Raw genomic sequence first — 13,909 nt, forward strand, 5'->3', positions numbered from 1 at the left:
GCCATCGCGATCATCACGCGCTGGCGCATGCCGCCGGAGAAGCGGTGCGGATATTCGTGGAAGCGCGACTTGGCCGCGGGGATGCGGACCTTCTCGAGCAGCCGGATCGTCTCGGCCTCGGCCGCCGAGCGGGACAGGCCGCGATGCAGGATCAGCGCCTCGGCGATCTGGAAGCCGATGGTCAGCACCGGGTTCAAGCTCGTCATCGGCTCCTGGAAGATCATCGCGATCTCGTTGCCGCGGATCTGGCGCATCTGCGCGTCGGGCAGGGTCAGCAGCTCCTTGCCCGAGAGCTTGATCGAGCCCTCGATCTTGCTGTTGCCCGAGGGCGTCAGCCGCATGATCGACAAAGCCGTCACGCTCTTGCCCGAACCGGACTCGCCGACGACCGCCAGCGTCTCCTTCGGCGCGATCTCGAACGAAACGTCCCGAACGACTGGCTTCCACTGACCCTCGACCCGGAAGGACGTCGAGAGGTTAGAGACGGACAGGATAGGGGTGCTCATGTCGGTATCCCTGATGTTGCTTCAGATGACGCGGCGCGGATCGAGCGCGTCGCGAAGGCCGTCGCCGATGAAATTGATCGACAGCACGGTGAGGAAGATGGCGGCGCCGGGGAACAGCGCCCAATGCGGCGCGGAATCGAGATGATCCTTGGCGTCGAACAGCAGCCGGCCCCAGGTCGGGATGTCCGGCGGGAAGCCCAGCCCGAGGAAGGACAGGGTCGATTCGGCGATGATCGCCGAGGAGACCTCGATGGTCGAGGCGACGATGACCGGGCCGATCGCATTGGGCAGGATGTGGCGAACCATCTGCCGCATCTTGGTGGCGCCCGACGCACGCGCGGCCTCGACGAATTCCTTCTCGCGCAGCGAGAGGAACTGGGCCCGCACCAGCCGCGCCACCGGCATCCAGCGCAAGCCGCCGATGACCACGACGATCAGCACGAAGACGCCGCCCTCCACCCCGAAGGCAGCCTTCAGCTGCTCGCGGAAGAGATAGATGATCAGCAGCAACAGCGGCAGCTGCGGCAGCGAAAGGAACAGATCGGTCACCCACATCAGGATCGGGTCGACGATCCTGCGCGACATGCCGGCCAGCGCGCCGATGCAGACGCCGACTGTCGTGGCCACCACCATGGCGGCCAGCCCGACCGCGAGCGAAATGCGGCCGCCATACATCATGCGCGCCAGGATATCCTGGCCGAGATCATCCGTGCCGAAGGGATGGTTGAGCGAGGGACGCTGAAGCTGCGCCGTGAAGTCGATCTCGTTGATCGGCACAGGCCAGAGCCATGGCCCGATCACGACCCCCAGGATGAGCAGGCTGAGGATGACCGTGCTCGCCATGGCCAGGCGATGCTGGCGAAAGCGTCGCCAGGTCTCGCGGCCTGGCGAGATCACTTTGGCCGTAGTCACTGCGCCCAACACAGGATCAGCTGAAGGAGATGCGAGGGTCGAGCCAGCCATAAAGGACATCCGCGATAAGATTGAAAATGACGACCAGGCAGGCGAAGACGAAAGTCACGGCCATGATCACCGGGGTATCGTTGGCGAGGATCGCGTCGATCAGCAGCGAGCCGATGCCGGGAACGCGAAAGATCTGCTCGGTGACGATGGCGCCACCGAAGACAGCCGGCATCTGCAGCGCGACCAGCGTGACCACAGGGATCAGCGCGTTGCGCGTGATATGGCGCAGCGTCACGGTCTTTTCGCCCAGGCCCTTGGCGCGGGCGGTCGTGACATAGTCGAGCCGGATCACGTCCAGCACCGCCGAGCGCACATAACGGGTGTAGGACGCCGCCTGGAACAGCCCGAGCACGCAGATCGGCATGATCGCCTGACGGAACATCTCCCAATACCAGCGCCAGCCGGTCGCCGCGATGTCGGAGCGGTAGACGAAGGGGAACCAGTCGAGCGACACCGAGAAGATCAGGATGAAAAGCAGGCCGGTGAAGAAGGTCGGCAGCGAGAATCCCACGAAAGCCAGCGTGTTGGCGATCTGGTCGAAGACCGAATAGGGCCGGGTCGCCGCGTAGATGCCGACCGGAAGCGCGATGCAGAGCGCCAGGATTTGCGAGGAACCGACGACGAAGAGCGTGGTCGGGACGCGCTGCAGGATGAGCGTGTCGACATTGATGCGGCTGGCGAAGGAGAAACCCCAATCGCCCTGAGCCATCGCGCCCAGCCAGCGCAGATAACGCACCATGATCGGGTCGTTCAGGCCGAAGCTGGCGCGGATCGCCTCGCGGACTTCAGGCGGCACATTGGGATTGGTCGCCATTTCCGAGAACGGATCGCCCGGCGCGAGCGCCAGCACCGTGAACAGGATCAGGCTGATGCCGAGAAGGCTCGGAATCGCGATCAGCAAGCGCCTTAGCAGGTAAGTAGCCATATTTTACGTCTCTTTGAGCCTGCGTTCAGGCGCCGCTGGCTTGAGGGGACCGTCGACCGGCGCCCATTTTACACGAAATGGTCCGGCTCCGTTTTGATGCGGAGCCGGATGGCCCCTTACACGGCCTTTGATGGCGGCGTAAGGGGCGTGCCTGCAGGATCAGCTACGATACCAGGCAGCCAGGTTCCAGGTATCGACATCCCAGCCGCTGTGGTCGTGCGTCAGGTTGTTGACCGACGCGGCGACGCGGGTGCGCGACAGCAGCGGCAGGATGATGTTCGCCTCGCAGAAGATCTCGTTGACCTTGATCAGAAGCGCGGCGCGCTTGACCGGGTCGAGCTCCTTCTGGGCGGCCTTGTAGGCCTCGTCTGCAGCCGGGTCGGAGTAGCGCGAGACGTTGCGGCCCAGCCACTTGTTCTCCTTGGTCGCGACCTCCCAGGAGGTGAACTGGTTGAGGAAGCGCTCCGGATCGGGCTGCGGCTGGGTCGTCGTATACATCTCCATGTCGACATAGAGCTTGGTGTAGGTGTCGGGGTTCGCCACATCCGAGGAGAAGAACACCGAGGCCGTCACCGACTTGAGTTCCAGATCGATGCCGGCGCGCTGGCAGGCCTGCTTGATGATGGCCTGGGTCTTCTGGCGCGGCGCGTTGATCGAGGTCTGGAAGACGTATTTGAGCTTCTTGCCGTCCTTCTCGCGGATGCCGTCGGCGCCCTTCTTGTAGCCGGCGTCGTCGAGGATCTTGTTGGCCTTGTCGATGCTGAATTCGTATTTCAGCTTCTGCGACTTGAACTGCTTGGGCTCGTTGACGAAGCTCGCCGTCGCAATGCCGCCGCGGCCATAGATGAACTTCTGGACGGAGTCGCGGTCGATCAGCAGGTTGATCGCTTCGCGCACCTTCGGATCCGAAAGCGTCGGATGCTTGGTCTTGACGCTGGAGCGCTCGCCATCGACCTCGGTCCAGGGATCGGTCGGGTTCAGGATGATGAACTCGATATCACCAGAGACAACCGCGCTGATCTTGCCGCGCCCGCCCGTCTCCATGCGCTTGAGGACTTCATCCTCGACCTGGAGATTCCAGGCATAGTCGAATTCCCCGGTCTGCAGCACGGCGCGCGCCGCAGACACCGCATCGCCGCCGCCCTTGACTTCGAGCGTGTCGAAATGCGGCTGGTTCTTGACGTGATAGTCGGTGAAGCGCTCGGCCGTGATGATGTCGCCGGGCTTGAAGTCGACGAACTTGTAAGGGCCGGTGCCGACGGGCTTCAGGTTGGCCGGGGCCTCGCGCGATTTGGCGCCCTTATACTCGCCGAAATGATGCTTGGGCAGGATCTGGCCGGTGACGCCGACAAAGGCGTCGGCCCAGAACGGCGTCGCTTCCTTGAAGACGATCTTGACGGTGTGCTCGTCGACCTTGGTAACCGTGATGTCCTTGTAGGCGCCGGTGGTATAGGCGGCGGTCGCAGGATCGGCGGCATATTCCCAGGTGAAGACGACGTCGTCGGCGGTCAGGGGCTTGCCGTCATGCCATTTCACGCCCTGCTTGATCTTCCAGATGACTTCCTTGCCATCCGCGGAGAGGCCGCCATTCGTCTTGCTGGGAATCTCGGCGGCGAGCTGCGGGATCAGGTTGCCTTCCTTGTCCCAGCCGGCGAGCGGCTCGAAGAAGATGCGCGAGGCGATCTGGTCCTTGGTGCCCGAGGCGAAATGCGGGTTCAGCAGGGTGGGGGCCTGCCAGAGCAGGATCTTGAGCGGCCCGCCGCCGCCGGCCTTGGTCGGCTTGTACTCGACGGTGGCGTTCTGCGCCATTGCGACGCCGTTGAAAGCCAGCATCTGGTTGGCGAGCGGGGCGGCCAGGCCGACCGCCGCTACCTTTTGTATGAAGGAGCGTCGCGACAGCGCGCCATCCTTCACATTCGCGATCAGTCGTCGCAAATCCTGTTCGTTCATGAATATGCCTCCGCATGTAAGCCAGGTACCGAAATCGCGGCGGTTATTGCGCCATTTTTTCATTCGGGCCTTCAGCAAGGCATGTGCCAACCGATGCGTCAACTGTGCAGCGCAGGGCAGACGCGCGTTCACGGCAAGGCGATATCCCCGCTTATGCCTCATTATACAGCACAGGGCGCACGCCAGGAGGCGATTGAGGGTGCAGCGACGCGGTGCGGCGATTTGCCCGGCTTCTACCAATTGCTGTGAACAGAAGGTTTCACGCACCGCATGCCGAGGTGCCACGGTCGCGCTGCGCCTTTATATCGGCCGCCTTGACTTCGTCCTGCTTAAAACGGAATGTTTATTCCAATAATCAGGAAATCAAAAAATTCCTGCCGTTTTGCACTTCGGGGAGATGTGCGCCTGGTGTCCGACTCCATGCCATTCAGCCGTAATCTCGACGGCAAAGCCGCAATCGTGACCGGCGGCAGCCAGGGGCTTGGCGAGGCGATCGCGCGCGAATTCGCGGCTCGCGGCGTGTTGTCCTTGCTTCTGACCGGGCGCAATCGCGAACGGGGCGAGGCCGTTGCCGCGAGCCTGAAGGCCGATGGCTGCGACGCTCGCTTCCATGCCGTCGATCTTGCCGATCTCGCTGGAGTCAGGACCATCGTTCCCGCTGCCGAGCAGGCCTTCGGGCGGCTCGATATCCTGGTGAATGCGGCTGGCGACACCGATCGCGGCACGATCTTCGACACCTCGCCCGAGCTCTACGAGCGGATCATGGCGGTCAATCTGCGCGCGCCGTTCTTCCTGATCCAGGATGCGGCCGAAATGATGCGTCGCCAGAAGATCGAGGGCGCCATCGTCAATATCCAGTCGATGTCAGCCCATGGCGGGCAGCCCTTCCTGTCCGCCTACAGCATCTCGAAGGGGGCGCTGGCGGCGTTGACCAAGAATGCCGCTTTCGGCCTGATCTCGCAGCGCATCCGCGTCAACGGCCTGAATATCGGCTGGATGGCGACGCCCGGCGAAGATGCGATCATGCGCCGGCGCCATGGCGCACAGGATGGCTGGCTCGACGATGCAGCCGCCGGCCAGCCTTTCGGGCGCCTGCTCGATCCGCGCGAGGTCGCCAAGGCCGTGGCCTATCTGGCATCGCCGGAATCGGGGCTGATGACCGGTGCCAATATCGATTTCGACCAGACGATCCTGGGCGCACATGATTGACGGGGGCGAGACGATTCGCCCGGTGACAACAGGACAGATGACGACGATGCGAATGGGATTGCTGGGCGCGGGACGGATTGGCCGCATTCACGGGCTGAACGTGGCCGCCAGGGCCGATGCGAGCCTTGTCTCGGTGGGCGATGCGTCGCCGGAGGCAGCCGCTGCTTTGGCGGCATCTACGGGGGCGAAAACCGCAACCGCCGAGGCGATCATCAGCGATGCCTCTATCGACGCCATCCTGATCTGCACGCCCACCGATACCCATGCCGACCTGATCGAAGCTGCCGTCTCCGCGGGCAAGGCCGTGTTCTGCGAGAAGCCTGTCGATCTCGACGCCGACCGCATCCGGCGCTGCCTGAAAGTTGTGGAGCGTTCCGGCAAGCCGCTGATGATCGGCTTCAACCGCCGTTTCGATCCGAATTTCGCCGCTCTCGAAAGCCGGCTGCGTGCCGGCGACGCTGGCGCGATCGAGATCGTCAGCGTGATCTCGCGCGATCCTTCGCCGCCGCCGGTCGATTATGTGAAGCGCTCGGGCGGGCTGTTCCGCGACATGATGATCCATGATTTCGACATGGCGCGCTTCCTGCTGGCCGAAGAGCCGGTCGAGGTCTTCGCGCTCGGCTCGGCTTTGGTCGATCCCGCGATCGGCGAGGCGGGCGATGTCGATACCGCGGCCGTGCTGATGAAGACGGCCTCGGGCCGGATCGCGCAGATCTCCAATTCGCGCCGGGCGACCTATGGCTACGATCAGCGCATCGAGGTCCACGGCTCCAAGGGCATGCTGCGCGCCGGCAACATCCACGAGACCACCGTCGAGATCGCGACAGGTGCCGGCTTCCGGGCCGATCCGGTGCAGAACTTCTTCCTCGAACGCTACGCGGCAGCCTACCGGGCCGAGCTCGACGCGTTCATCGCGGCCTGCAAAGGCGGCAAGGCGGCGACGCCGTCGGGCCTCGACGGGCTCAAGGCCCAGATCCTGGCCGACGCCGCGACGGAATCGGCACGTACCGGCAAGCCGGTTTCCGTGACGCTGGGAGCATTGTGATCATGACGCCGGCCGAACTCGATCTGCGCCAATACGCCGTGCTCGGCCTCGTCACCGAGGCAAGCCGGATGGCGCTCGATTATTTCAACAAGCGCGACAGCCTCGGCATCACCATGAAGGGCGCGCAGGATTGGCTCACCGTCGCCGACGGGGCGGTCGAGGATTTCCTGCGCCAGCGCCTTGGCGTGCTGTTCCCCGGGGATGCCGTCATCGGCGAGGAGGGCGGCGGGCAGGCCAGCGATAAGGTCTGGATCATCGATCCCATCGACGGCACCTCGAATTTCGCCCGGGGCGACCGCAACTGGTGCGTTTCGATCGGCTTTCTGCTGAACGGCGTGCCCGAAATCGGCATCATCGCGGCCCCTGCGATGGAGGAGGTCTATGTCGGCCGGCGCGGTCGTGGCGCCACCATGAACGGCCAGCCGATCAAGGTCTCCGGCGCCAGCGACATCACCCGCGCCTATGTCGAGTTGGGCTGGTCGACGCGTGTGCCCGCGGCGAACTACCTGCCGGTTATCGAGCGCGGCTATGCGGCCGGCGCCTCGATGAAGCGCTCGGGTTCGGGCGCGCTCGGCATCTGCCATGTCGCCAATGGCCGGTCGGAGGCTTACGCGGAGCTCCATATCAATGCCTGGGATGTCGCGGCCGGTGTGGTGATCGCCAGCGAAGCTGGCGCTACGATCAATGATTTCTTCGCCGGCGATGCGATCGCCAAGGGCAATCCAATCCTGTGCTGTACGCCGGCCCTGGTCGGTCAGCTCCAGGCGATCACGGGGATCATTTAGCCAGCACGATAGCCGTTGATATTTCGACGAAAGTCGTCTCAGTTTCACACCAAAGACAGAAGAACGAAACGTTCTCATCAGGGAGGTTACCATGCAGACCAAATCCTGGCTCAAGGCGGGCCTGTTCGCCGCGGTCGCCACCGCATCCTTCGCCGCCGTGCCGGCCCGGGCTCAAGGGGCGCTCGTGATGTATTGCGGCGTGCAGGAAGAATGGTGCCGCGCCATGTCCACGGCATTCGAGAAGGACACCGGCATCAAGGTCGCGATGACCCGCAAGTCCGCGGGCGAGATCTATGCCCAGCTCAAGGCTGAATCCGCCAATCCGCGCGGCGACATCTGGTGGGGTGGCACCGGCGATCCGCATCTCCAGGCGGCGGAAGAGGGGCTGACCCAGGAATATGAGTCCCCGGTCAACAAGGATCTGAACGACTGGGCAATCTCGCAATGGACCGCTGCCAAGAAGCGCTCGATCGGCATCTATGCCGGCGCGCTCGGCTTCGGCTTCAACACGCAGCAGATCAAGCAGAAGGGCATTCCCGAGCCCAAATGCTGGGCCGATCTGCTCAACGCCAAGCTGAAGGACGACGTACAGGTCGCCGACCCCAATTCCTCGGGCACGGCCTACAACCTGCTCGCGACCGTCGTTCAACTGATGGGCGAGGATAAGGGCTTCGAATATCTCAAGGCCCTGCACAAGAACATCAGCCAGTACACCAAGTCGGGCGCAGCGCCCGCCAAGGCCGCGAGCCTGGGCGAGACCGCGGTCGGCATCGTCTTCATCCATGACGCGGTGGTCTTTGCCGTGCAGGGCGACCCGATCAAGCCCGTGGCGCCTTGCGAGGGCACTGGATACGAGATCGGCTCCATGTCGATCGTCAAGGGCGCGCGCAATCTCGACAACGCCAAGAAGTTCTATGACTGGGCCCTGACGCCTGCCGCCCAGGCCCTGGCCGCTCCGGCGAAATCCTATCAGGTGCCCTCGAACAAGAACGCGCCGGTGCCGGCCCAATCGCCGAAAATGTCGGAGATGAAGCTGATCAACTACGACTTCGTGAAATACGGCTCCTCGGCCGAGCGCAATCGCCTGCTCGCGAAATGGGACAAGGAAGTGAAGGCGCTGCCGAAATAAGGCAAGGAACGGTCACGGCGTTTCCATCGGAACCACCGCCGTCATCCCGAACGCAGCGAAGCGGAGATTCGGGATCCATCGTGGAGCGCCACCGCCCTTCGATGGATCCCGGGTCAAGCCCGGGATGACGGCGACGGTTCTGTCGTAAAATCAGATCTGTGGTCGCAAAAGCCGTCATAATCGGCGGGCCACAAGTGAAATGAGGGGACAGGGCAAGGATGCGCGCCGCCACGAAGCTTGCGCTGCTGCTCGGCTGGCTCGGCTATGCCCTGCTGCCCTGGTATTTCGTCGAGGGGATGAGCCTGACCGAGTTCGGTTGGCTCGCCGGCTATCCCCTCGGCAAGGCCGGCAGCGCGCTCGTGCTGGCCCTGTCGGGGCAGGCGCCCTGGCTCCTGCCCATCGGCGTGGCGCTGGTCGCGGCGACCGCCGTCATGTCCAGCCGCGACACGCCACGGGTCGCGACCGTGCTGGTCTGGGCCGGTCTTGCCGGCATGGTGCTGTTCTTCGCGCAGGGCTTTGCAATTGCCCTAGAAAATCAGGGCATTCCCTGGCTTGCGGTTCTGCTTGGCGGTTCTGGCGCGACGCAGCGCGGCATGGGCGCCGGCGGTTTCCTGGCGATCCTGTCGCTGCTGCTCCTGCTCTGCCATGGGCTGGCCTATCGCGGCGTCTGCCGGGGCGACCTGTTCACGACCTCCTCGATCGGCATCGTCATCCTGCTGATCGGGCTGTTCATCTTCTTCCCCGTAGCGACCATTCTGAGGAGCGCGCTGGTCGATCAGGCCGGGGCTTTCGCGCCCTCGGCCTTCGTCGCGCGCTTTTTCGATTCCTCGATCTGGGGGCTGGGCTGCCTCAGCGCCAACGTCAATTGCGGCGTGGCCTGGAACACCCTGGTCCTCGCTGTCCTGACCGGCGTCATCACCACGCTGCTCGGCCTCGCCTGCGCCCTCCTGATCCTGCGCACCGGCATGCCCGGCAAGCGCGTCATGCGGGCGCTGACGGTCCTGCCGATCATCACGCCGCCCTTCGTCATCGGCCTGGCGCTCATCCTGCTCTTCGGCCGCGCGGGGCTGGTCTCCAGCCTGCTCTATGAATGGTTCGACGTGCCGCGTTCGCGCTGGCTCTACGGCCTGCCCGGCATCCTGCTGGCGCAGGTGCTGGCCTTTGCGCCGATCGCCTTCCTGGTGCTGATCGGCGTCGTCCAGGGCATCAGCCCGAGCCTCGAAGAGGCCTCGCAGACGCTGGGCGCCAAGCGCTGGCAGACGTTCTCCACCGTGACCTGGCCGCTGCTGCGGCCGGGCATCGCCAACGCCTTCCTGCTCGGTTTCGTCGAGAGCATGGCCGATTTCGGCAATCCGCTCGTGCTCGGCGGCAATTTCGAGGTGCTGTCGACCAAGATCTTCTTCGCCGTCGTCGGCGCGGCCTACAATCAGGGGCAGGCGGCGGTGCTGGCCATCGTGCTGCTCGCCTTCACTCTGGGCGCGTTCTGGATCCAGCAGCGCTGGCTCGGCAACAAATCCTACACGACGCTGACCGGCAAGGGCGATGCCGGGCTGCCGACGCCGCTGCCGCGCCGCGTGCAATGGCTCGCCGGCCTGGTCATCGTGCCCTGGGTGGCGCTGACCTTCATCATCTATCTGGTCATCCTGATGGGCGGTTTCGTCAAGACGATGGGCCGCGACCATACCCCGACGCTGGAGCATTACCGCACCGGCTTCGCCATCGATTTCAGCCGCGGCATCTTCTTCGAAGGCGCGGCCTGGAATTCCTTCTTCACCACGCTCAAGGTTGCCGCGATCTCGGCGCCGCTGACCGCCATCATCGGCCTGCTCACCGCCTATCTGCTGACGCGGCAGAACTTCCGCGGCCGCAGCAGCCTCGAATTCGCGACCATGCTGAGCTTCGCCATCCCCGGCACCGTGCTGGGCGTCGCCTATATCCTCGCCTTCAACGTCCCGCCCATCGAGATCACCGGCACGGGCCTGATCCTCATCATCGCCTTCGTCTTCCGCAACATGCCAGTCGGCGTGCGCTCCGGCATCGCCGGCCTGTCGCAGATCGACAAGAGCCTCGACGAAGCGTCGACGACGCTGCGGGCGCGCAGCTTCACCACGCTCTGGCGCGTCGTGCTGCCGCTGCTGCGGCCGGCGCTGGTCGCGGCGCTGGTCTACAGCTTCGTGCGCAGCATGACGGCCGTCAGCGCTGTGATCTTCCTGGTCTCGGCCGAGTACAACCTCGCCACCGCCTATATCGTCGGGCGCGTCGAAGCCGGCGAATTCGGCCTCGCCATCGCCTATTCCTCGGTGCTCATCGTCGTCATGGCGATCGGCATCGGCCTGATCCAGCTCGGTGTCGGCGAGCGGAAACTCGGCCGGCGCAAGGTCGTTGCGCTGTCCAGTTCGGTCTCCGACCCCATCAATCAGGGAGCAGTGAGTTGACGAAGGCCGGACCCGCTTCAGTCGAATTCCGCAATGTCAGCATGCGCTATGGCGCGGTGACGGCGGTCGACAATGTCAGTTTCAGCATCGAGGCTGGCAAGCTGGTGACTCTGCTCGGCCCCTCCGGCTGCGGCAAGACCACGACTTTGCGCATGATCGCGGGGCTCGAGATCGCCAGCGAAGGCCAGATCATGATCGGCGGCAAGGATGTCACAAGGCTCTCGGCGGCCGACCGCGATGTGAGCATGGTCTTCCAGTCCTATGCGCTGTTTCCGCATATGAGCGTCATCGAGAACGCCGCCTATGGCCCGACCGTCAAGGGACTCGGCAAGGAGGTGGCGCGCGACATGGCTATGTCCAAGCTGGAGCTGGTCGGCCTCAAGGGCTTCGAGAACCGCTTTCCCTCCGAATTGTCGGGCGGGCAGCAGCAGCGGGTCGCGGTCGCACGCGCGCTCGTGCTGGAGCCGCAGGTGCTGCTGTTCGACGAGCCGCTCTCCAACCTCGATGCCAAGCTGCGCCGGCGGGTTCGCGAGGAAATCCGCGAATTGCAGCAGGATCTGAACCTGACCGTCGCCTATGTCACGCATGATCAGGAAGAGGCGCTGGCCGTCTCCGACCGGATCATCGTGATGTCGAACGCCAGGATCGCGCAGGAGGGCGCCCCGCGCGACCTCTACGAGCAGCCCGCCAACGCCTTCGTGGCGGATTTCATCGGCGATGCCAATCTGATCGACGTCACCGTCAAATCCGTGGCGGACGGGCGCGCCGAAGTCGCGATCGGGCCGGTGAGCGTGCCCATGCCCGCGCGCGGGCTGGGTATAGGGCCCGCCAAGGTCGCGGTACGGCCCGAGAGCCTGCTGATCGGGCATGAGGCCGACGCGATGGCCTTGCCTGGCACGATCAAGAAATGCGCCTATCTCGGCAATCACCTGGATATCATGGTCTCGACTGCGGTCGGCGAGCTTTTCGTCATCCAGTACGGCGCGCGCGACATGCTGGAGCCGGGAATGCCGGTGTGGCTCTCCTTCGCGAAATCCGGCGTGACCCTGATTCCCCCGGTCTGAGCGCCCCGGCGGCCGCTCCGCCGGAAAAATGGTGATTTTTATATCGAAAAAAATCGGTGTTCTGCCGCAATATCAGCACGTTCCGCTGATATTGCTGTTGAGTTGGCTAATGAAAAATCAGTAAATTCAGGCTAATAGGGCGATGTTGAATCGGGGAAAGACCCAGCGAAAATGAGCACGAGCGAGAGCGCAACCACCATCCTGATCCACCTGGCCGGCGGCGTCGCGCTGCTGATATGGGCGGTGCGGCTGGTGCGAACCGGGGCGATGCGCGCCTTCGGGGCCTCGCTTCGCCATGCGCTCCAGGCCTTCACCCGCAATCGCTTCGCCGCCTTCGGCAGCGGCATTGCGGTCACGATGGTGCTGCAGAGCTCGACTGCGACGACCTTGCTGGTCTCGTCCTTTGCCGGGCGCAGCCTGATCGGCGCGGCCATGGCGTTGGCCGTGCTGCTCGGCGCCAATCTCGGCACCTCGCTTGCCGCCTTCGTGATCTCGATGGATCTCGGCTGGCTCTGGGGCCTCTGCCTCGCGATCGGCGTCGTGCTTTATCTCTCCAACGAGGCGATGGAGCGGGCCCGCAATATCGGCCGGGTTCTCGTCGGCATCGGCCTGATCCTGCTGGCCCTGATCGAGTTGAACCAGGCGGCAGCGCCGCTGGCGCAGTCGCCGACCTTCCGTATCCTCCTGAGCGCGCTGGGCTCCGAGCCGCTGCTGGCCGTGCTGGTCGCGGTGGCCGCGACCTGGCTGACGCATTCCAGCATTGCTGTCATCCTGTTGATCGCGACCTTTGCGGCGTCTGGCCTGTTTCCCCCGGCCACCGCTCTGACGCTGGTCGTCGGCGCCAATCTCGGTAATGCCCTGATCCCGGTGCTCGATCAGCTTGGCTCGCCGGCTGCCCAGCGCCGCGCCGCTGTCGGCAATCTCCTCACCCGGCTTGTCCTTGCGCTGATCGTGCTGCCCTTCGTCGGGCCGCTATCCAACGGGATGCTGGCTCTGCCGACGCTCGATACGCGTCTGGCGATCGAGTTCCACGTCGCGCTCAACCTTGTCGGCGCGCTGCTGTTCCTGCCCTTCGTCGGGCCGATTTCGGCGCTGGTCGGGCGGCTGATGCCCGATAAGGAAACCGCTGATTCCGTCGTGGCGCCGCGTTATCTCGACCCCAACGCCCTGGACAGCCCGACCGAGGCGCTCGCCTGCGCGATGCGCGAGGCGCTGAACCTCGGAGATCGCGTCGAGCTGATGCTGCGCGATACGATGACGCTGCTGGAAAAGGACGAGCTCAAGCTCTCCCGCGCCATCGCCCAGGCCGATGACGGCGTCGACACGATCCATGAATCGATCAAGCTCTATCTCGTGCAGGTCTCGCGCAACGAGTTGAGCGAGGAGGAGAGCCGCCGCCTGCTCGAGATCATCACCCTGATCACCAATCTCGAGCATATCGGCGACATTATCGACAAGAACCTCCGCGAGCTCGCGGAGAAGAAGATCCGCAAGCGCTATACCTTCTCGCCGGAGGGGCTGGCCGAGATCCGCGAGTTCCACCAGCGCGTCGCCTCGGGGCTGGTTCTGGCGCTCAACGTCTTCGCGACGCGCGACCTGACGCTCGCACGCCAGCTCTTTGCCGAGAAGGCCGTGATGCGCGATGCCGAAAGGCGGGCCACCGAAAGCCATTTCCAGAGGCTGCGCAGCGGGCGCCCGGAATCGATCGAAACCAGCGCCATCCATCTCGACATCATCCGCGATCTCAAGCGCATCCACGGCCACATCGCCTCGATCGGCTACCCGATCCTGGAGAGCGCCAATGTCCTGCGCGAAAGCCGGCTGATGGAGACCAAGGAAGCCCGCGCGCGCCAGGAGCAGGGCGCTCTCGTTCCTGCGCCGCATTCCGGTGCGTGAGC

11 protein-coding genes are annotated in these 13,909 nt (G+C 64.3%); 7 read left to right on the top strand and 4 right to left on the bottom strand.

The window, feature by feature from the left end; translation table 11 throughout:
- From C4S73_RS00005 to C4S73_RS00020, 4 genes are all read right to left on the bottom strand, one after another.
- Positions 1-506, bottom strand: a 506-nt coding sequence (locus C4S73_RS00005) for an ATP-binding cassette domain-containing protein (RefSeq protein WP_146071235.1), incomplete at its 3' end; no start/stop codon positions are given.
- 21 nt (positions 507-527) lie between these two features.
- Positions 528-1,469 carry an ABC transporter permease gene (locus tag C4S73_RS00010; RefSeq protein ID WP_103870441.1) on the bottom strand — a complete coding sequence of 314 codons (942 nt, stop codon included), beginning with the start codon at positions 1,467-1,469 and terminating at the stop codon, positions 528-530.
- Entirely contained in the window at positions 1,435-2,394 is a 960-nt protein-coding gene (locus tag C4S73_RS00015) for an ABC transporter permease (RefSeq protein WP_103870442.1), read from the bottom strand. Before C4S73_RS00015 ends, C4S73_RS00010 begins: the two co-directional genes overlap by 35 nt.
- Before the next feature lie 159 nt (positions 2,395-2,553).
- Complete coding sequence (locus tag C4S73_RS00020; RefSeq protein WP_103870443.1) at positions 2,554-4,344, bottom strand: peptide ABC transporter substrate-binding protein; 1,791 nt, start codon at positions 4,342-4,344, stop codon at positions 2,554-2,556.
- A gap of 420 nt (positions 4,345-4,764) precedes the next feature.
- Between C4S73_RS00020 and C4S73_RS00025 the strand changes: the two genes are divergently transcribed.
- The 7 genes from C4S73_RS00025 (at position 4,765) to C4S73_RS00055 (ending at position 13,907) form a co-directional block, all read left to right on the top strand.
- The gene (locus C4S73_RS00025) at positions 4,765-5,553 is read left to right on the top strand and encodes an SDR family oxidoreductase (protein ID WP_103870444.1); all 789 of its coding nucleotides are present in this window, start codon (positions 4,765-4,767) and stop codon (positions 5,551-5,553) included.
- Between the two features lie 37 nt (positions 5,554-5,590).
- Positions 5,591-6,598: an inositol 2-dehydrogenase gene (gene iolG, locus C4S73_RS00030; protein ID WP_244595373.1), complete on the top strand. Its 1,008-nt coding sequence runs from the start codon at positions 5,591-5,593 to the stop codon at positions 6,596-6,598.
- Between the two features lie 2 nt (positions 6,599-6,600).
- Positions 6,601-7,383, top strand: coding sequence for an inositol monophosphatase family protein (locus C4S73_RS00035; RefSeq protein WP_103870445.1), 783 nt, complete (start codon positions 6,601-6,603; stop codon positions 7,381-7,383).
- 91 nt (positions 7,384-7,474) lie between these two features.
- On the top strand, positions 7,475-8,512 hold the full coding sequence (locus C4S73_RS00040) for an ABC transporter substrate-binding protein (RefSeq protein ID WP_103870446.1): 1,038 nt from the start codon (positions 7,475-7,477) through the stop codon (positions 8,510-8,512).
- Between the two features lie 218 nt (positions 8,513-8,730).
- On the top strand, positions 8,731-10,947 hold the full coding sequence (locus tag C4S73_RS00045) for an ABC transporter permease (protein WP_103870447.1): 2,217 nt from the start codon (positions 8,731-8,733) through the stop codon (positions 10,945-10,947).
- Positions 10,944-12,011 carry an ABC transporter ATP-binding protein gene (locus C4S73_RS00050; protein ID WP_425290304.1) on the top strand — a complete coding sequence of 356 codons (1,068 nt, stop codon included), beginning with the start codon at positions 10,944-10,946 and terminating at the stop codon, positions 12,009-12,011. The genes C4S73_RS00045 and C4S73_RS00050 overlap by 4 nt, the downstream gene beginning before the upstream one ends.
- A gap of 171 nt (positions 12,012-12,182) precedes the next feature.
- Positions 12,183-13,907, top strand: a complete 1,725-nt coding sequence (locus tag C4S73_RS00055; protein WP_103870448.1) for a Na/Pi cotransporter family protein — start codon at positions 12,183-12,185, stop codon at positions 13,905-13,907.
- Positions 13,908-13,909 lie beyond the last annotated feature (2 nt).

It is taken from the genome of Allobosea lathyri, assembly GCF_900108245.1.
In the GTDB taxonomy this organism is placed as follows: Bacteria; Pseudomonadota; Alphaproteobacteria; order Rhizobiales; family Beijerinckiaceae; genus Allobosea; species Allobosea lathyri.

Coding starts and splice junctions, on each gene's coding strand:
- C4S73_RS00015 (WP_103870442.1), bottom strand. CDS start 2,394: ATGGCTACTTACCTGCTAAGGCGCTTGCTGATCGCGATTCCGAGCCTT.
- iolG (WP_244595373.1), top strand. CDS start 5,591: ATGACGACGATGCGAATGGGATTGCTGGGCGCGGGACGGATTGGCCGC.
- C4S73_RS00055 (WP_103870448.1), top strand. CDS start 12,183: ATGAGCACGAGCGAGAGCGCAACCACCATCCTGATCCACCTGGCCGGC.
- C4S73_RS00025 (WP_103870444.1), top strand. CDS start 4,765: ATGCCATTCAGCCGTAATCTCGACGGCAAAGCCGCAATCGTGACCGGC.
- C4S73_RS00045 (WP_103870447.1), top strand. CDS start 8,731: ATGCGCGCCGCCACGAAGCTTGCGCTGCTGCTCGGCTGGCTCGGCTAT.
- C4S73_RS00040 (WP_103870446.1), top strand. CDS start 7,475: ATGCAGACCAAATCCTGGCTCAAGGCGGGCCTGTTCGCCGCGGTCGCC.
- C4S73_RS00010 (WP_103870441.1), bottom strand. CDS start 1,469: ATGGCTGGCTCGACCCTCGCATCTCCTTCAGCTGATCCTGTGTTGGGC.
- C4S73_RS00020 (WP_103870443.1), bottom strand. CDS start 4,344: ATGAACGAACAGGATTTGCGACGACTGATCGCGAATGTGAAGGATGGC.
- C4S73_RS00035 (WP_103870445.1), top strand. CDS start 6,601: ATGACGCCGGCCGAACTCGATCTGCGCCAATACGCCGTGCTCGGCCTC.